This window comes from Trueperaceae bacterium (assembly GCA_023954415.1).
Lineage (GTDB): Bacteria > Deinococcota > Deinococci > Deinococcales > Trueperaceae > JAAYYF01.
Map to the genome: position 1 here is coordinate 353512 of JAMLIB010000002.1, position 17308 is coordinate 370819.

Genomic DNA, 17308 nt, shown 5'->3' on the forward strand with positions numbered 1-17308 from the left:
GCCTCGACGGCTCACCGGCGCGTGCGCGCGCCGGGGCTACGGCTAGGCGACCGGCTCCGCCGCGGGCGCGTGGAGCGCCGCCGCCGCGGCGACGGCCTCCTTCAGGACTGCGAGGCCCTCGTCCACCTCAGCGTCCGTCATGTTGAGCGGCGGCAGCAGGCGGATGCAGTTCGAGTAGAGCCCCGCCCGGATGACGATGAGGCCGCGCTTCAGCGCCTGCTTCGTGACGTCGAGCACGAGCTCAGGGAACGGCTCCTTGGTGGCGCGGTCCCTCACGAACTCCATGGCGAGCATCGGGCCGAGGCCGCGCACCTCGCCTACCGCCGGCTGCTCGGCGGCGATCCGCTCGAGGCCGGCGCGCAGCCGCTCGCCCACCTGGACGGCGCGCGCGAGGAACGCCTCGCTGCCGAGCATGGCGAGGGCCTCCAAGGCCGCCACGCAGGCGAGCGGGTTGCCCGAGTACGTGCCGCCGAGGCCGCCCGGGTGCGGGGCGTCCATCATCTCCGCGCGGCCGACGACGGCGGAGAGCGGCATGCCCGCCGCTAGCGACTTGGCCGTCGTGACGAGGTCGGGCACGACGCCGGAGTGCTCGACGGCCCAGAGCTTGCCCGTGCGGGCCAGGCCGGACTGCACCTCGTCGGCGACGAGCACGACGCCGTGGCGGTCGGCGATCTCGCGCAGCCTGCGCAGGAAGCGCGCCGGGACGGGCAGGAAGCCGGCCTCGCCCTGCACGGGCTCGATGACGAAGGCGGCGATGGCGCCCGGGTCCACCTGCGCAACCATCGCCTTGTCGAGGGCCGCGATGGCCATGTCGAGGAACGCGTCCTCGCTCATGCCGGCGGGCCGGCGGTAGAGGTCCGGGAACGGCAGGCGGTAGATCTCGGGCGCGAACGGCCCGAAACCTTTCTTGAAGAGGGCGTACTTGCTCGTCATGCCGAGCGTGAGGTTCGTGCGCCCGTGGTAGGCGCCCTCGAACACGACGACGGCCTGCCGGCCCGTGTAGGCGCGCGCCACGTTGACGGCCGTCTCCAGCGCCTCCGCGCCGCTGTTCATGAGCACGGCCTTCTTCGGGAAGTCGCCGGGGGCCAGCTCGCAGAGGGTCTCGAGGACGCGCACGTACGGCTCGTAGGTGCCGACGATGGCGCAGAGGTGGATGAGCCGCTCGGCCTGGTCCTGCAGAGCGCTCACGACGCCCTCGGGCGTGTGACCGACGGCGAGGACGCCGATGCCGCCGGCGAAGTCGAGGAGCCGGTTGCCGTCGGCGTCGACCACGTACGGGCCGTGGCCGCCGACCACGGCGAGGTCGGTCAGGCGCGAGGCGCCGCGCGCGCCGGCGGCGTCACGGCGGGCCGCGATGGCGAGGCTCCTCGGGCCGGGAACGGGAGTGACGAGCTTGATACCGCTCATCAGCGCTCCCCCCTGCCTCCCGAGGAGACCGCCCCGGCGACGGCACTCGCTCCGCGCTGCTCGGCCGCGGCCGGTGCGGCGTTGGCCGCGAGCGCCCGGCGGAACACGGCGAGCGCCGCGTCTATCTCCGCCTCGCCGACGACGAGGGGCGGGATCCAGCGCACGACCTGGTCGTTCACGCCGCACGTGAGGAGCAGGAGGTTCTCCGCGAGGCACACCTGCTGGACGCGCTTCGCGACTCCGGCCTCGCCGGCGAACTCGACGCCGATCATCAGGCCGAGCCCGCGCACGTCACCGATGACGGGGTACTGCCGCTGCAGCTCGCGCAGACCGGCGATGAGCCGCTCGCCCATGCGGGCGGCGTTGCCTGGCAGGTCCTCGGCTATGAGGGCGTCGATCGTGGCGCGCGCCGCGGCCAGCGGCACTGTGCTGCCTCCCCCGTACGTGCCGCCGTGGGTGCCCTTCTCCCACTTGGCGGTCAGCTCCGGGCGAGCCGCGATGCCGGAGATGGGGAGGCCGCTCCCGAGGCCCTTGGCCAGGATCACGACGTCCGGCAGCACTCCGTGGTGCTCGTAGGCGAAGAACTTGCCCGTGCGCCCGAAGCCCGTCTGCACCTCGTCGAACACGAGCACGATGCCGTGCTCGTCGGCCAGCCGCCGCAACCCTTCGAGGAAGCGCTTGGGGGCCGGCACGTAGCCGCCCTCGCCGAGCACGGGCTCGATGATGAACGCGGCCGTCTCGTCCGGCGCCGTCTGGCTCTTGAGAGTGAGCTCGAGCTCGCGCAGGCAGAAGTCGACGGTCGTGTCGTCGTCCCAGCCGTAACGGTAGGCGTACGGGAAGGGCGCGACCACGACGCCGGCCGGCAGGGGCTGGTAGCGGTGGCGGTAGACGGTCTTGGAGGTCGTGAGGGCCATGGCCTGCCCGGTGCGTCCGTGGAAGCTCCCCTGGAACACGACGACGTTGGGCCTGAGCGTGGCGTGGCGTGCGAGCTTGACGGCGGCCTCGACGGCCTCCGCCCCGCTGTTGCTGAAGAAGAACGAGCCGAGCTCGGGGTGGACCACCGTGGCGAGCGCGTCCGCGAGGCGCCCCAACGCGGGGCTGAGGACGATGTTTACCTGGGCGAAGAGGAGCTCGGCGGCCTGCTGCTGGATGGCCTCCACCACGCGCGGGTGGGCGTGGCCGGTGTTGGCGACGCCGATGCCGGAGGTGAAGTCGAGGTAGGCCGTGCCCGCCTCATCGAAGAGGTACGCCCCCTCGCCACGCACTGGGCGCAGCTGCGTGAGGCGCGACCAGACGGGCGCTAGGTGCGACCCCGTCGGGCTGGCGTTGGCGGGTTCTGGTGCCATGTCGACTCCTTTGCGACGTGCGGCCTGCCGGTACAGCTCGCTTGGCTAGGTCTATTGCTCTCGATGATACGGCGGCGCTCGCGAGGCGCGTGAGCCGGATCAGACGGGGCGCGCGACCCCCGCGGCGACCCCGGCGGCCGCCTCCCTGGCGGCGAGGACCTCGGCTGCGGCGCGCTCACCGCTAAGGAGTGCGCCGTGGACCGTGGCGGCGCGCGCTTCGGGCGCCGTCGCCTCGCCGGCCCAGAAGAGGGGCGGCGTCGGGGCCGCGAGGAGCTCGCGGGCGCCGTGATGGCCGGGCCTGACGTGCGAGTACCCGCCGCGCGCGAACGGGTCGGAGGACCAGTCGACGACGAAAGCGTCCTGCGCGCGCAGGCCCGGCCTGCCCAGCTCGCGCCGCAGGGCCTCGAGGCCGCGCTCGAGGGCGTCGTCCTCGCCGAGCCGCATGAGCTCCACGGCGCCGTCGCCCGTCACGAACGCCGTCCAGACGACCGCCTCCGTGGTCGGGTGGCCGGCGGACGGCGACCACCACATGGGCGGGTTGCCCGCGGCGTACACGGCCGTTATCTCTTCGGGGGTGACCGGCTCGGCGAAGCGGTAGACGAGCTTGACGACCGGGCCCATGCCGAGGCCGGCGAGCGCCCGCTCCTTGGACTCGGGGAGCGGCGGGTCGAACTCGACGCTCCCGGCCTGCAGCACGCCGACCGGGAGCGTGACGATGGCCATGCGCGAGCGGTAGACGTGCCCCTCGTTGTCGTGGACGACGACCCGGCCAGGGCCCCACTCGATAAGCGTGACCACGGTGCCCGTGTAGAACTCGGGCCCGAGCGCCATGGCCTCGACGACAGCCCCGTAACCCTCGAGGATGCGGTGGTCCTCCGTGCCGTCCAGGCCGAGCGCGGCGAGCCCTTCGAGGGTGGCGGTGGCGTCGAGGAGGCGCAGGCTCTCGCCCGCGGCGTTGGCGTAGGCGCGCCTGACGTAGTCGAGCCGCACGTCGTCGAAGCCGAGGCGGCGCAAGTAGGCGTCGAACGACTCGTGCCTGCGGGGCGGCAAGGGCGGCAGGCGCCACGAACGCGTGATCTCGAGGGCAGGGTCCTCGGCGCGCGCCTGGCGCATGGTGAGGCGCCGGCCGTCCGCGAGCCGCACCCAGGAGTCGTCCAGCTTCTCCCAGCGGACCGTCTCGAGGCCAAGGCGCTCGACGAGGCGCCACGTGGCCGCGCGCTCCCCGTGGATGAACTCGGCGCCCAGCTCGAGGGGGAAGCCCGCGAAGCGCCGGTCAGTGTGCATGCGTCCGCCGAGGCGCTCGCGTCCTTCGAGGACCTTGACCTCGAGGTCGGAGCCCCGCTCGAGCAGGGTCCGGGCGGCGGCGAGGCCGGCGGCGCCGGCGCCGATGACGAGTACGTCGTAAACGTCGACGTCGTGCTCGCTCGGGAGGTCGTTGTGGGGCGCCTTGCGCCCGCTATGACTCATGGTCGGTCCCTACGTCAGCTGGCTGGTTCCTGGAGTGCCCGCGGTTCGCGGCGGACCGACGCGCGCAGCTTGGCAACGCCCGGGCCTCCCGCCGGCCTCGGCGTGCGCTTGGGCTCGTGCACGAGGAGGACGGCCGTGTTGCCCGCGCGCCACTCGGGGTAGTAGCCCTCGATGATGGCGCGGCCCTCGAGCCCCTGGTGGAGCTGCATCGTCACCGTGGGGTCCTCGAGATCGCCCGCGAGCACGCGCTGGCCGTACTCCTTGGGTGTGAACGTCTCGCGGTAGCGGTCGTAGCCCATGAGCATGCCGCCCGCGTACCAGCCGCTCAGGCCGAGCCGCTCGACGAGGGCGAGCCTGGCCTTGTAGATGGCGGTGGCGACGCCCCTGCGCTGGTAGTCGGGGTGGACGGCGATCTCGACTCCGTACAGCCACTCCCCTTCGGGGTCGTGGTTGCGAAGGCCGAAGGAACCGATGACGTCGTACCAGGGGAGCGCCGGCTCGTCGGGCGTGCGAGCCGTGCGCATGGTGGTCGCCATGCCGATTACCTTCTCCGTGCCGTCCTCGTAGGTGGTCGCCACGAACTGCCCTTCCGGGAACCGTTCGAGCTGCTCGGCGACCGCCTCGGGGTTGATGCAGTGGACGTAGCGGTCCGTTGGGTAGCCGTTGGCAAGCCTGACGACATCGTAGACGCCAAGGCCATGCCGTAACTGCGTACTGGCTACGGTGAACTCTAGTACTTCTTTGCCTCTCATAACGTCGCTTCAACAACGCCTGTTGAGGTATGTGAGCCCGTAAAAGGGGGAAACTGAAACGGTTAGGGAAGGGTTATTACGGTCCCTGACCGGAAGAGCTTCTCCACAACCTTTACGCGAGAGCGTTCGCCTCCCGAGACCATCTCCTGATGGCTCATTCGGTCTCACTCACACTTTAGGGTTGTCTTGAAGTATCTCACGCTCCTTCTTGCCCGTTTGACGGGAGTGTAGCACGCGCTCCAGGACCCCCAGCGTGACGCGACTCACAGATGCCGTGCAGCACGCGACTTCGCCGGGCTTGACAAAGGCGCGGTTCGAGCGTATAGGGACCGGCGACCACCCATAGGGCATCTGCGGTTGGTACTCTGGCGGCATGCAGGTCTCCCGCGAGGACGCGAAGCTCGTGACAGCCGGACTCAGGACGCCGCCGACGGGCCTCGACCTCGCCCTCGAGATCCTGGCGGCCCTCACCGTGGCGGTGGCGATCGCGTTCCTCGCCGTGGCGTGGTCGGGTCTGCCGGAGCGCGTGCCTACCCACTTCGACGCGTCGGGCGCGCCCGACGCCTTCGGGTCGCGCTGGTCCCTCTGGGGGCTGGCGGGGGTCATGGTGGCGCTGTACGCCGTTCTCTACGCCATGAAGTTCGCGCCGCCGCGGCTCTGGAACCTGCCGTTCACGGTCACGTCCGCCAACGCGCAGGCCGTCGGTAGCCTGCTCGCACGCTTCAGCCGGGTCATGAACCTCGCCTGCACCGCCCTCTTCGGCGCGTTGCTCGTCGGCAGCGTACGGGTCGCGCTCGGGCAGGCAGGTGGGCTGCCCGTCTGGACCACCCTGGTCGGCGTCCTCCTGCTGTTCGGCGCGCTGGCCTGGGTCCTCATCACGCTGTCGCGGCTGGGCCGGGGCGGGGCGGCGAGCAAGCCGGCCGCGCGGCATCACGGGTCGCGGTAACCGATCACGGCCAGGGTGCAGGGCTCGCCCTCCTGCTCGACCTCGTCAGCGAACTCCGCGAGCAGCGCCGTGAGCCTGTTCATGAGCTTGGCGTACCTGCGCGGGGACAGGCGGATGCGGAGCGTCTGCAACGCGGGCTGATAGGCCGTCACTACCAGTCGGTCCCCACCATGGAAAAGGTATAGCAGAGACCTAGGAAAAGGTACAGTAGAAACCCAGGAAAAGGTATAGTAGCTCATGTCGGCCTACCTTCCCCGCCTACAGGACGCCGTTCTCCTGGATCTCCTTCAAGGGCTGCCCGCAGTGGCGATCGACGGCGCCAAGGGGGTCGGGAAGACCTCCACGGCCGAACGGGTAGCCGGCACGGTGCTCCAAGTCGATAGGCCCGAGGTAGCAGAGTCGCTGAGGAACGACCCGGGGTTGATCCGCCGCCTTAAACCTCCGGTCCTGCTCGACGAGTGGCAGTACGTCCCGCAACTGTGGAACAGCGTCAGGCGTTCGGTGGACGAAGACTACCGTCCCGGCCAGTTCCTGCTTGCCGGCAGCGCCTCGCCGCGGGACGAGGATCGGCTGCACTCAGGGGCGGGCCGCATCGTACGCCTGCGCATGCGGCCGCTATCCATCGAGGAACGCGGGCTGGACGAACCTTCCGTGCGCTTGGCGGACCTGCTTACCGGAACGGCATCCGAGGCTTCGAGAAACACGGACGTAGGGTTCGGCCGCTACCTCCACGAGATCACCGCCTCGGGCTTCCCGGCCATACGGCAGCTACCGGACCGGTATCGCGACGCCCAACTCGACAGCTACGTCGCGAACGTAGTCGAGCACGACTTCCCCGAGCAAGGGTTGAGAGTGCGCCGGCCACAGACGCTGTTCGCCTGGTTGAAGGCCTACGCGGCCGCGACGGCCGGCACCGCCTCTTACACGACCATCCTCGACGCGGCAACGTCGGGGGGGAGCGACAAACCGACCAAGGTGACGACGGGGGCGTGGCGAGACATGCTCAGCAGGCTCTGGCTCCTCGATCCCGTGGAGGCCTGGCTGCCCGGCGACAACGCGTTCGGCCGCCTCTCGGCCGCCCCGAAACACTTCCTGGCGGACCCGGCGCTGGCCGCCCGCCTGCTGAACATAACGAGCGCGCGACTCGAGACCGGGGCCGTCGACCACGTCATCGGTCCCCAGGGCGGCACCGTGGCCGGACGGCTGTTCGAAGCCTTGGTGGCACAGAGCCTCCAGGTCTACGCCTCCGTGAACGAGGCGCGCCTCTACCACTTCCGCAGCGAGGCCGGGCACCGCGAGATCGACTTCATCGTGGAGCGCGGCAACATCGTGGTAGCGGTCGAGGTCAAACTCTCACCGTCGGTGAGCGACGACGATGTTCGCCATCTCCACTGGCTGGGCGAGAGAGTAGGGCCCGCCTTGGCGGCCAAGGTCGTGGTCAACACCGGCCCGACGTCCTACCGTCGGCGTGACGGCGTATGGGTCGTGCCGGCGGCCCTGCTCGGCGCCTGACCCGCTCTCGAAGCCAGACCCCTGCGGTATGCTCACGCTCGATGCTCGCAGCGGAATACGGACGAGCGCGACGCGCCGAGCGCCGCCCAGGCGGCGGACTAGCGTGACGCGCGGCAAGGTCAGGGGCGACCGGGCCCGCGCCGTAGGCATGGCGCTGCCCGCCACGTTCTGGCTCGTGGTCTTCTTCCTGCTGCCGCTCGTGTTCGTCGCCTTCTCCTCGTTCATGTCGCGCGGGCCGGGCGGGCAGCCCGTGTCGCCGGCCACCCTCGCCCAGTACGAGCGCACGTTCACGGTGTTCGGGCCCGTGCTGTGGCGCTCCGTCGGCGTCGCGCTCTTCGCCACCGTCATCAGCCTCGTGCTCGGCTACCCGCTCGCGTTCTTCATCAGCCGGCGGCGCTCGCCCGCCACGCGCATGTTCCTGCTCTTCCTCGTCATGCTGCCGTTCTGGACGAACTTCCTCGTGCGCACCTACGCGCTCATCACGATCATGCAGCGCGACGGCCTCCTCAACGGCCTCTTCCAGAGCCTCGGCGTCATCAGCGCGCCCCTGCAGATGCTCTTCACGCCGGCGGCCGTCATGGTCGGCCTCGTGTACGGCTACCTGCCGTTCATGATCCTGCCCATCTACGCGTCCGTCGAGGCGCTCGACCGGCGCTACGTCGAGGCGGCCAACGACCTGGGCGCCAACGACTGGACGGCGTTCTGGCGCATCATCTTCCCCCTCACCCTGCCCGGCGTCATCGCCGGCTCCATCCTCGTGTTCATCCCGGCCATCGGCGCGTACGTTACGCCCGACCTCATGGGCGGCACCCGCGGCCTCATGATCGGCAACCTCATCCAGGGGCAGTTCGGCGGGCGCGGTAACGTGCCGCTCGGCAGCGCCATCTCGATGGTGCTCCTCGCCATGGTGTTCATCAGCGTCCTCGTCTACACGCGCTGGGGGCAGCGGGAGGAATGACGATCCAGCCGCAGTCGAGCCCGGACCCGAAGGCGGTCGCCCGCAAGGTGCGGCGCGACCTGGCCGTGCGCCGCACGGGCCGCTTCGGCATGTGGCTGAGCCCGTTCGTCGTCTACCTGTTCCTCTGGGTGCCGATCGTCGTGCTCGTGGTGTTCTCCTTCAACGACGGCAACTCCGTGAGCGTCTGGCGCGGCTTCACGACCCGCTGGTACGAGAACATCTTCCACGGCACCATCTCGGCCGGCACTGAGGCGGCGCGCTTCCAGACGGAGCTCCTCCTCAAGGCCCTGCGCAACTCGCTCCTCGTGGCGACCGTGGCGACGCTCATCAGCAGCGCCTTGGGCACGATGCTCTCCCTCGCGCTGGCGCGCGGGCGGTTCTGGGGCCGCAAGACGCTCGACACGCTCTTCTACCTGCCCGTGGTCATCCCGGACATAACGCAAGGCATCGCGCTGGCCGTCTTCTTCAACATCGTCTTCGAGACCGTGCAGCGGCTGTTCGGCGTGCGCCTCGTGTCGGGCTTCGGGACCATCGTGATCGCGCATGTGGCCTTCAACGTCAGCTACGTCGCCATCGTGGTGCGCGCGCGGCTGGCGGGCATGGACCCGCGCCTGGAGGAGGCGGGCCGCGACCTCGGGGCCAACCACTGGCAGACGTTCTGGCGCATCACCTTCCCCAACCTGCTGCCGGGCGTCATGGCCGGCGCGCTCCTCGCCTTCACGCTCTCGCTCGACGACTTCGTCATCACGTTCTTCAACTCCGGAGTCGGCACGACGACCCTGCCCCTGTTCGTCTACGGCATGCTCAAGCAGCGCGTGCCGCCGGAGATCAACGCCATCTCGACCCTGATGATCCTCGCTTCGATAATCCTCGTCGGCGGCTCGCTCCTCCTGCAGCAGCGCGGCAACCGCGACAAGGGGTGACCGGCGCATGAAGCTCGTCTCCGCCGTGGAGGCGGCCCAGGTCGTCCGCTCGGGCGACCGCGTGTTCATCCATAGCGTCGCGGCGGCGCCGCAGGCGCTGATCGGGGCGCTGACGGCGCGCGCGGGCGAGCTGCGGGACGTCGAGATCGTCCAGCTCCACACGGAGGGGCCGGCCCCCTACGCGGCGCCAGAGATGGCGGCCTCGTTCAGGGTCAACGCCCTCTTCGTCGGCAAGAACGTGCGCGACGCCGTCGCTCGCGGCCAGGGCGACTACGTGCCCGTCTTCCTGAGCGAGGTGCCCGCCCTCTTCCGCACGCGCGCCATGCCGCTCGACGTGGCGCTCATCAGCGTCTCGCCGCCCGACAAGCACGGCTTCTGCTCGCTCGGCGTCTCGGTCGACGCCTCGCGCGCCGCCGCCCAGTCGGCGCGCACGGTCGTCGCCCAGATCAACGCCGCCATGCCGCGCAGCCACGGCGACGGCCTCATCCACGTGAGCGACATCGACCTGGCCGTCGAGCACACCGTGCCCATCTTCGAGGTGAGCCAGGCGAAGGCGGGCGAGCTAGAGCGCACCATCGGCAGCTTCGTGGCGAGCCTCGTCGAGGACGGCGCGACGCTCCAGCTAGGCATCGGCGCCATCCCCGAGGCCGTGCTCGCGGCCCTCACCGACCACCGCGACCTCGGCGTGCACACGGAGATGTTCTCGGACGGGATCGTCGACCTCGTCGAGCGCGGCGTCGTCACGGGCGCGCACAAGCGCAACCACCCGGGGAAGGTCGTGGCGAGCTTCGTCATGGGCTCGCGCAGGCTCTACGACTTCATCGACGACAACCCGTCCGTGCTCCTGCTCGACGTGGCCTACACGAACGACACGGCCGTCATCCGCCGCAACCCGAAGGTGACGGCCGTCAACTCCGCCCTCGAGATCGACCTGACCGGCCAGGTCTGCGCCGACTCGCTCGGCACGTTCCAGTACTCGGGCGTGGGCGGCCAGATGGACTTCATCCGCGGCGCCTCCCTGTCCGAGCGCGGCAAACCGATCATCGCGCTGCCGTCCGCCACCTCGCGCGGGGAGAGCCGGATCGTGCCGTACCTGAAACCCGGCGCCGGGGTGGTGACGACGCGGGCGCACGTCGACTACGTCGTCACGGAGCACGGGGCGGCCTCGCTCCACGGCAAGAACCTGCGGCAGCGGGCTCGGGCGCTCATCGGCATCGCCCACCCGGCGCACCGCGAGGCGCTCGAGCGGGCGGCTTGGGAGCGGTTCGGGCGGTTCTAGGCGCCAGGCGGCACTTCTGATCTCTCGTGTCCGTTAGCGCCAGGCGCTTCGTCATGACTCGGCCGCCTCGAGCCCCGTCGGCAGGCCTCCTTCGCATAGCATCAACACGTCCTCGGCCCCGCCAAGCGCCGCCACGACGGGCTTGACTGGTGATACATGCACCGCCGGATAGTCCACCTCTCCGGCATCGGCGTCGACGATGTAGGCCAACTGCTCGCCGTCCAGCGAGAAACGTGCCTCTACCCCCGGCTTGTTCCCTCGGGCATCCTGACGGTGCCACCCTCCACGGAGGTGCACGGCGATGAGACCGTGAAGCACGTGTCCATCGCCGTCCCGCAGCCGCTGGTAGCACAGCCCCGCCGGGATGCCTCCGGCGCGCAATAGTGCGACCAGAAGGTGCGATTTCGCGTAGCAGAGGCCCACCCGCTCACTCAGCACCTGGGAAGCCGTGAGCGTCACCCGGGGGTCGCGGGCATCCCACGAATGCGCCACCTCGTCTCGTACCCACGCGAAGGCCGCGCCGGCGAACGCCTCGTCTTCCTGGTTCGAAGAGCGAAGCGCCGCCGCAAGGGCGACGACGTCGGGGTGCGTCGACTCGACTATCGAGTCGGCCCCGAGGTACGCCTCCGGCAAGCCAGCGATCAGCAGCGTCATCGCTACTTCTTACCACCGACCTCCGCTCGTGTGGCATCCGCCACTCGCTTGTCCGACGTTTTCCGGCCGGCATGTCCCGGTACGAGGCCACGGCCCATACGACCCCATGATCATGACCCTCCACGAAGCGTATCCATCACCTCCGCCAGAATCGGCAGCGACGGCTGCGCGCCCGGGCGCGTGGCTGCCAGGGCGCCAGCGGCGCTGGCGAACCTCACGGCAACCGCTAGCGGGTGCTCGCCGGCACCTTCCACCACGTGCGCCGAACCTGACGAAGCGCTGAACGGTGCCGAACCGTCCCTCCCAACCCCGATGCCGAACCTCGCTCTCGCACTACCGACCTGCGCCAACCAGTAAGCCAGCGCCCCCGCGAAGGCATCGCCGGCCGCCGTCGTGTCGACCGGGTTCACCTCGAACGCTGGCACCCGACCGTGCAGCGCGCCTCCCGGCCAACCCTCCGACTCCGCGTCGGTCCTCCCGAAAGCACTCACATCGCGATCTCCGCGTGCGTCCACGGACTCCGCCCGGCACGCCCACACGGCCCCGTCGGCCCCGAGCGTGACGACCGCGCAAGGCACGAAGCGGCACAGGGCCACGGCCCACTCCTCGGGCGTCTTCCCTTCGGCAACAGCCCCCAGCTGGATCACCGCCTCGTGCTCGTTCACGAGCAGCAGGCCGACGTCCGCCAGCTGGCTCGGCTCGAGGCGCCTGGCGGGCGCGAGGTTGAGCATGACGAGCGCACCGGCGCGCCGACCCGCGGCCGCGGCCGCCAGGACGACCTCGAGCGGGATCTCCAGCTGCAGCATGAGCACCGACGCGGTAGCGAGCGCCCCGGTCCTCAGGTCGACCACGTCAAGGTCGTGGTTCGCGCCGGGCGAGACGACGATGCTGTTCTGCCCGCGCTCGTCGACCTGGATGAACGCCACGCCGCTCGGCCGGGCGCTCCGCCCGAGAGCGGCGATGTCGACGCCGTCGTGCTGGAGGGCCGCGGCGAGCTGGGTGCCGAACGCGTCCGCGCCGACGCGCCCCACGAACCGCACGTTGCCGCCGAGCCGCGCGGCCGCGACGGCCTGGTTGGCGCCCTTGCCGCCCGGGTGCGTGGCGTAGTCGGAGCCTAGCAGCGTCTCGCCCGGCCGCGGGTGGCGCGCCACGCGCACCACCAGGTCCATGTTCACGCTGCCGACGACCGCGATGGCGCGACCTGCCCGGCCCTCGGTCATGCGCCTCTCGACCTCTCCTCCGCTCGGGCAGTCGCGGGCTGTCCGACGGACTCCCTGGCGACATGCTTGGCGGCCGTCGAGCCGCGTACCACGAGCTCGACGGGCAGTACGACCTGCCGAGCCGCACGCGCGCGGTCCGCCATCCGCTCGACGAGGAGGCGCACGGCGGCGGCCCCGATCGCGCCAAGCGGTTGGCGCACGGTCGTGAGTTGCGGGCTCACCAGCCTCGCCAGCAGGACGTCGTCGAAGCCGACCACGGAGACGTCGCGCGGCACCCTCACCCCGTCGCGTTCGAGCGTGCGGATGACGGCGACGGCGACGGCGTCGTTGGCGCACGCCACCGCGTCGAACCCGCCGCCGCGCAGGCGCCTGACGACCGCACCGGGCAGCTCGGGTCCGAAGCCGCTCTGCGCCTCCCACACGGGCGTGAGCGGGTCCCACTCGGTGAGGAACCCCCGGCGGCGCGCCCGCGAGCTCGTGACGCCCGAAGCCCCGTGAAGCAGGGCAACGCGGCGCGCGCCCAGCGCCTTGAGGTGAGCGGCGACGAGCGTGCCGCCCGAGACGTGGTCCGAGAAGACGGCGTCACGGTCGGCGACCGGCTGGTCGACCGTCACCAGCGGGACGTCCGGGAGGGGCAGCTCGCGGCGCGCGCCGGGGCCGGTGCGTCCCACCGTGCGCATGAGCCGGGCGCCGCCCTGGTCGTGTGCCGGTACCCAGACGATCCCGTCGACGCGTAGCGCCACTAGCCGGCCCAGCGCCGTCGGCTCCAGGAGCAGGTCGTTCCCCGTGTCGTGGACCATCACCAAGAAGCCTGCGGCGCGCGCCGCGGCCTCGACGGCGTGGAGCATCGCCGCGACGAAGGGGTTGGTCAGATCGGGCAGCGCTACCCCGATCACTCCCGTCCGACCCGTGCGCAACGCGCTCGCCTGTCCGTTGGGAACGTAGCCGAGCGCCTCGGCGGCGGCCCTGACGCGGGCGCCGACCGCAGGCGTGACCCGCTTCGTGCCCCGCAGCACATGCGAGACCGTGGCGACGGAAACGCCTGCAGCTTCGGCAACGTCTCGCATACTGGCCATCCAGGAGCCTCCTCGGCCTAGGTCAGGGCTTAAGGTTAAACGTTTTACCGACGTCGATCACAGTGTAAGTGCGTTGCATCCGCCGGTCAAGGACATGAATAGTGCCCGTCGAGCACCAAGCTAGGCAACATAGCTAAGGACGATCCTTATCACGCATCAGTCACGCAACTGCTCGGAGGAGAACTTGACCAAGAGCTCCGCCTGTCGCATAGCCACCTTCTGCTGGTCTCGACTCAAATGGGTCATCCCGTACTGAGCCGGATCTTTGATATCGATCGAACGCCTGCGCGCCTTCGCCGCTTCCTTTCGCCCATCGGCTATCTCCTCCAGGAGCGCCGCGGCTTCAAGGAACTTCTGTGCCGCCTGGAACCTGGACCGAGCGTCAGCCTCACCACAGGGCTGAGAACGGGTAGTCATAGCCGTCATCCCTCGGCGGCTGCGAAGAGTCGATGAACGTCGATACCCACCAGGGTTATCGCGTCACGCTCCAGGTTCTCGACTATGGGCGGACGTTCGCGTTTGAGGCGGTGAACATCGCCAAGGGAGACCTCCGCGATTCCAGCACGGTTTCCGGTCCACCTCAACACCGCGGCGCTCAACACGTCGACATCGCTCCGCCACCCGGGCGCCTCGGCGTCCAGTCCCGGCGGCCGAACCAGGAAGACGTCGATGTCACCATCCGTACCGCCATCGCCACGGGAAGCAGAGCCGAAGAGGCTCGCATGACACGGCTGGACGCCCCACTCCTCCAAAGCCGAGGTGAGGCGCCTAGCAAGCGTGCGTCGCATGCCAAGGAGAGCTAACACCGGCTCCGCGGCCAAGTGGTCACGGTTCAACGTGTATAGGAGAGCCGCTCCGGCACCTGCGACTTGCATATCCACTAGCCCATGCTCAACCAATCGCTTGAGCGCCCTCGCGACGCTCGAACACGAGGTACCGCTGCGTCACGCGCATGCCGGAACGCAGGTAGAGCTCCGGGGCGCCGGTGGTCGAGTCGGCGTCGACGGTGAGGCCCACCCGGCGCTTGCCGAGCGCGTGACACGCCCCGAACGCGTCGGCGAGCAGAGCGGCACCGAGGCCGCGCCTGCGCCAAGCGGGCACGACCCGCAAGCTCTGCACCAGGCCGGCGGCGCTCGTCCGCGGCGCGCGCGTGATGCTCATCCCCACGATCTCGCCGTCAGCCAAGGCCAGGCGCATCTCGCCGCGCAGGCGCCCTACGCTGGCCGACCACTGCTCGAAGGTGTTGCCCGGCCGGTTCCACATGCCGACGGAGCCGAGCTCGAAGGCCTCGTACGCGGCGGGCTCGTCCGGGCTGCCCGCGTAGTCGCGCACGCTGACCCCGTCCGGCCACTCCGGCGGCGGCGGGGGCGCGGCGAGTTCGGTCTCCATACGGTAGATGGTCCGCACGTTCGCGTAACCGCGCGCCGCGAGGCTCGCCGCCAACCGCACGTCGGCGATCGGCAGGTAGTTGCGAACGGTCACGGGGCCGCCGCCGGAGAGGCGCAGCGCCCGCGCCTCGGCGGCGCCCGCCAGGTAGGCGCTCAGCTCCTCGGCGTCCCGCGCGTCCGGGGCCACGAAGGCGTAGGTGAGGAGGAGCTCGGCGCGGCTCGGCACCGTGTCCAGCAGCGCCACGGCTTCGCCGCCCGGACCGCGCACCAGCACGGCGTTCGCCTCCAGGTCGGCCCCAGCCCAGTCGCCCTCCAGCGTCTCGGTGGAGGTGTTGGCGACCCCTTCGTGCGCCAGCTCGTACGCGGCCACGAGCGCGGCCGCCTCGGCGGCCTCGGCGAGGCGCGGGGGCGCGGCGACGTAGCCCGCCGGGGGCCCGGCCACCGGATGTTCGTTCGGCATAGCGGTCTACTCCTGGAAAGCGGCGAGACGCGGGCACGCGCGCCGGCTGATGCGCATGTGACGCGGGCCTGCGCCCTACGCGCACGTGCGCGTGGGGCGGCCTACTCCCCGAACGCGGGGAAGTGCAGATCCGGGTTGAACCAGACGATGAAGCTCGCCCAGTCGTCCGTGTAGTCGTCCTCGATGTAGCCGTGGATGAGGCCGTAGACCTCGAAGCCGTTGGCGAGCTGGAAGGTGAGGGTCGGGTCGGTGATCTCGCCGGCCACTACCTTCTCGACGTACTCGGCGACGGTGAGCCGGTCGCGGTAGCGCGGGTAGCCCGGGAGCTGTCCGCCCGCCACTATCCCTTTGCGCCCGAGCCGCCTGACGAGCGCCTTGCGGGCGTCGTACAGGCCGCGGCCGAGGCCGGCGCCGCGGTAATCGGGGTGCACGCTGATGTCGGCCCCGTAGTACCAAGCGCCGTCCGGGTCGTGGTTGGCGTAGGTGCCGCCGGCGATGATGTCGTGGAACACGTGCTCGGGGCGCTGCACGTCGAAGTCGACGAGGAAGCCGGAGCCGAGGCCAACGACCGCCTCCTCCGCGAGCGGGGTGCCGTCGGGAGCGTCCGCCGCCAGCGCCACGAACTCCCCTTCCGGGAACCGCTCCTGGTGCTCGAGGAAGTTCTCGCGGGTCATCAGCTCCTGAGCGCCGAGGTTGGGGAAGCACACGCGCTGCAACTCCTCGAGCGCGGCCGCGTGGGCCGGCGCGGCCTGCACGATGCGCACGCGCGGCTTGCGCCGCTGACCGGCTCGACCCTCCGCCACGCTCACGCCGGCGTCGCCTCGAAGGCGAAGCGGTCGTAGGCCCCCTCGCTCGGCAGGCCTTTCACGGCCCACAGCTCGCGCGTGCGCGGCCGCGTGACCACGCCGCCGCACGTGCCAACGAACTTGGGCGCCGAGCCCCGGTAGCATATGGTGCCCGTGTGCCGCGTGACGGCCTTGAGGTCGTCCACCGTCAGGTCGTCGCGATCGAGGAGCCGCTCGGCGTCCGCAAGGCGCGCCTCGGAGCTGGCCTGGGAGGCCGGGTCGCGGGGGCGCTCGACCGCCTTGGTGTTCGCGCCAAGGTTGTGGTTCGTGTGCGCCACGGCCCGCCCGTCGAGGCGCGTGACGTGGCTCGCCGTCGGCATCGCCTCGACGTTGGCGCCGGCCCCGCTGGCGTCGAGCACGAGGTAGTTGTGCCCGCCAGCGAGCGGCGCCCTGGCCAGAGCCGCGAGCGCCCCCTCGAGGTCCTCGGCCTTGAGCATCTCGCGCACGACGAACGGCCACGTGACGCCCGGACGTCCGTCGGCGCCCATGAGGTTGTTGATGCCCACCGAGAGGCCGGCCTCGTTCATGCCGATCATCGCCAGCGCCCCGGCGGTCGTGAACGCGAGGAAGTCGGGGGCGTCCTTCGGACGGCCCCGCAGGAGCACGACGTGCTCCGTCGAGTCCTCGTGCATGTCCCAGGTCTGGCCGAAGGCCGCCGCGCCGTCGGCCATGCGCGCGCCCGGCACGAGGAAGGCCGTGCAGTCGTCGACGGCCGCCGTCTCGAGGCCCGCGCCGCCGCCGGCCGCCACCGTGTCGATGAAGTCCGTGAAGCCGCCGACCACGACCAGCTCGGCGAGCGAGAGGTCGGTAGCCCGCGCCATGCCTTCCAGCTCGGTCACGAGGTCGGGGGCGTAAGCGCCGTGCGCCTCGAGGCAGGCGTCAGCCAGGGCTAGGACGGCGCGCCTGCTCAGCTCGCGGCCGGTCCACGCCGCGCCGCCTGCGAGCGCCACGCGCTCCGTGGCGTACGTGCGGATGGCCGCGCGGAACGCCTTGCCGTGGGTCAGCCCGAAGTCGAAGGGCGACCCCTTCAGGTCTAGGGTAGGAACCGACATGGTGAGCACATCATAGGCCCGCG

The 17308-nt window shown here is 70.7% G+C and carries 17 protein-coding genes; 5 read left to right on the forward strand and 12 right to left on the reverse strand.

Annotated elements, in window-relative coordinates:
• Nucleotides 1-42: 42 nt before the first annotated feature.
• From M9914_03995 to M9914_04010, 4 genes are all read right to left on the reverse strand, one after another.
• Nucleotides 43-1407, reverse strand: a complete 1365-nt coding sequence (locus tag M9914_03995) for an aspartate aminotransferase family protein (GenBank protein MCO5173330.1) — start codon at nt 1405-1407, stop codon at nt 43-45.
• Nucleotides 1407-2753 carry an aminotransferase class III-fold pyridoxal phosphate-dependent enzyme gene (locus M9914_04000; GenBank protein MCO5173331.1) on the reverse strand — a complete coding sequence of 449 codons (1347 nt, stop codon included), beginning with the start codon at nt 2751-2753 and terminating at the stop codon, nt 1407-1409. Before M9914_04000 ends, M9914_03995 begins: the two co-directional genes overlap by 1 nt.
• A 99-nt stretch (nt 2754-2852) precedes the next feature.
• Nucleotides 2853-4220: an FAD-dependent oxidoreductase gene (locus M9914_04005; protein MCO5173332.1), complete on the reverse strand. Its 1368-nt coding sequence runs from the start codon at nt 4218-4220 to the stop codon at nt 2853-2855.
• Nucleotides 4221-4234: 14 nt separating this feature from the next.
• Nucleotides 4235-4972 carry a GNAT family N-acetyltransferase gene (locus tag M9914_04010; protein MCO5173333.1) on the reverse strand — a complete coding sequence of 246 codons (738 nt, stop codon included), beginning with the start codon at nt 4970-4972 and terminating at the stop codon, nt 4235-4237.
• A gap of 373 nt (nt 4973-5345) precedes the next feature.
• Here M9914_04010 and M9914_04015 point away from each other — a divergent pair, with 373 nt between their 5' ends.
• A complete protein-coding gene (locus tag M9914_04015; GenBank protein MCO5173334.1) occupies nt 5346-5918 on the forward strand; it encodes a DUF1648 domain-containing protein in 573 nt (190 codons plus the stop codon).
• Here the strand turns inward: M9914_04015 and M9914_04020 are convergent.
• Nucleotides 5903-6070, reverse strand: coding sequence for a hypothetical protein (locus M9914_04020; GenBank protein ID MCO5173335.1), 168 nt, complete (start codon nt 6068-6070; stop codon nt 5903-5905). The genes M9914_04015 and M9914_04020 overlap by 16 nt on opposite strands.
• An 85-nt stretch (nt 6071-6155) precedes the next feature.
• On the opposite strand from M9914_04020, the gene M9914_04025 reads away from it, so the two are divergent.
• The 4 genes from M9914_04025 (at nt 6156) to M9914_04040 (ending at nt 10590) form a co-directional block, all read left to right on the forward strand.
• A complete protein-coding gene (locus M9914_04025; GenBank protein MCO5173336.1) occupies nt 6156-7430 on the forward strand; it encodes a DUF4143 domain-containing protein in 1275 nt (424 codons plus the stop codon).
• 103 nt (nt 7431-7533) lie between these two features.
• Entirely contained in the window at nt 7534-8388 is an 855-nt protein-coding gene (locus M9914_04030) for an ABC transporter permease (protein MCO5173337.1), read from the forward strand.
• Nucleotides 8385-9311: an ABC transporter permease gene (locus M9914_04035; protein MCO5173338.1), complete on the forward strand. Its 927-nt coding sequence runs from the start codon at nt 8385-8387 to the stop codon at nt 9309-9311. Before M9914_04030 ends, M9914_04035 begins: the two co-directional genes overlap by 4 nt.
• Before the next feature lie 7 nt (nt 9312-9318).
• A complete protein-coding gene (locus tag M9914_04040; GenBank protein ID MCO5173339.1) occupies nt 9319-10590 on the forward strand; it encodes a hypothetical protein in 1272 nt (423 codons plus the stop codon).
• 51 nt (nt 10591-10641) lie between these two features.
• Here M9914_04040 and M9914_04045 read toward each other — a convergent pair whose 3' ends face one another.
• The 7 genes from M9914_04045 to M9914_04075 form a co-directional block, all read right to left on the reverse strand.
• A complete protein-coding gene (locus tag M9914_04045) occupies nt 10642-11244 on the reverse strand; it encodes a transglutaminase family protein (GenBank protein MCO5173340.1) in 603 nt (200 codons plus the stop codon).
• A gap of 110 nt (nt 11245-11354) precedes the next feature.
• The gene (locus M9914_04050) at nt 11355-12464 is read right to left on the reverse strand and encodes a ribokinase (protein ID MCO5173341.1); all 1110 of its coding nucleotides are present in this window, start codon (nt 12462-12464) and stop codon (nt 11355-11357) included.
• Nucleotides 12461-13531, reverse strand: a complete 1071-nt coding sequence (locus M9914_04055; protein ID MCO5173342.1) for a LacI family transcriptional regulator — start codon at nt 13529-13531, stop codon at nt 12461-12463. The genes M9914_04050 and M9914_04055 overlap by 4 nt, the downstream gene beginning before the upstream one ends.
• 431 nt (nt 13532-13962) lie before the next feature.
• Complete coding sequence (locus M9914_04060) at nt 13963-14376, reverse strand: hypothetical protein (GenBank protein MCO5173343.1); 414 nt, start codon at nt 14374-14376, stop codon at nt 13963-13965.
• A 55-nt stretch (nt 14377-14431) separates the two neighbouring features.
• Nucleotides 14432-15388: a GNAT family N-acetyltransferase gene (locus M9914_04065; protein MCO5173344.1), complete on the reverse strand. Its 957-nt coding sequence runs from the start codon at nt 15386-15388 to the stop codon at nt 14432-14434.
• Between the two features lie 101 nt (nt 15389-15489).
• Nucleotides 15490-16197 (reverse strand): GNAT family N-acetyltransferase, encoded by a 708-nt coding sequence (locus M9914_04070; GenBank protein MCO5173345.1) that lies wholly within the window; start codon nt 16195-16197, stop codon nt 15490-15492.
• Nucleotides 16194-17285 (reverse strand): C45 family peptidase, encoded by a 1092-nt coding sequence (locus tag M9914_04075; protein ID MCO5173346.1) that lies wholly within the window; start codon nt 17283-17285, stop codon nt 16194-16196. The genes M9914_04070 and M9914_04075 overlap by 4 nt, the downstream gene beginning before the upstream one ends.
• Between the last annotated feature and the right edge of the window lie 23 nt (nt 17286-17308).

What these genes read in the sequence shown, in the direction of transcription:
- M9914_03995 (MCO5173330.1), bottom strand. Translation starts at nt 1,407, where the DNA reads ATGAGCGGTATCAAGCTCGTCACTCCCGTTCCCGGCCCGAGGAGCCTC.
- M9914_04000 (MCO5173331.1), bottom strand. Translation starts at nt 2,753, where the DNA reads ATGGCACCAGAACCCGCCAACGCCAGCCCGACGGGGTCGCACCTAGCG.
- M9914_04005 (MCO5173332.1), bottom strand. Translation starts at nt 4,220, where the DNA reads ATGAGTCATAGCGGGCGCAAGGCGCCCCACAACGACCTCCCGAGCGAG.
- M9914_04010 (MCO5173333.1), bottom strand. Translation starts at nt 4,972, where the DNA reads ATGAGAGGCAAAGAAGTACTAGAGTTCACCGTAGCCAGTACGCAGTTA.
- M9914_04015 (MCO5173334.1), top strand. Translation starts at nt 5,346, where the DNA reads ATGCAGGTCTCCCGCGAGGACGCGAAGCTCGTGACAGCCGGACTCAGG.
- M9914_04025 (MCO5173336.1), top strand. Translation starts at nt 6,156, where the DNA reads ATGTCGGCCTACCTTCCCCGCCTACAGGACGCCGTTCTCCTGGATCTC.
- M9914_04035 (MCO5173338.1), top strand. Translation starts at nt 8,385, where the DNA reads ATGACGATCCAGCCGCAGTCGAGCCCGGACCCGAAGGCGGTCGCCCGC.
- M9914_04040 (MCO5173339.1), top strand. Translation starts at nt 9,319, where the DNA reads ATGAAGCTCGTCTCCGCCGTGGAGGCGGCCCAGGTCGTCCGCTCGGGC.
- M9914_04045 (MCO5173340.1), bottom strand. Translation starts at nt 11,244, where the DNA reads ATGACGCTGCTGATCGCTGGCTTGCCGGAGGCGTACCTCGGGGCCGAC.
- M9914_04050 (MCO5173341.1), bottom strand. Translation starts at nt 12,464, where the DNA reads ATGACCGAGGGCCGGGCAGGTCGCGCCATCGCGGTCGTCGGCAGCGTG.
- M9914_04055 (MCO5173342.1), bottom strand. Translation starts at nt 13,531, where the DNA reads ATGCGAGACGTTGCCGAAGCTGCAGGCGTTTCCGTCGCCACGGTCTCG.
- M9914_04065 (MCO5173344.1), bottom strand. Translation starts at nt 15,388, where the DNA reads ATGCCGAACGAACATCCGGTGGCCGGGCCCCCGGCGGGCTACGTCGCC.
- M9914_04075 (MCO5173346.1), bottom strand. Translation starts at nt 17,285, where the DNA reads ATGTCGGTTCCTACCCTAGACCTGAAGGGGTCGCCCTTCGACTTCGGG.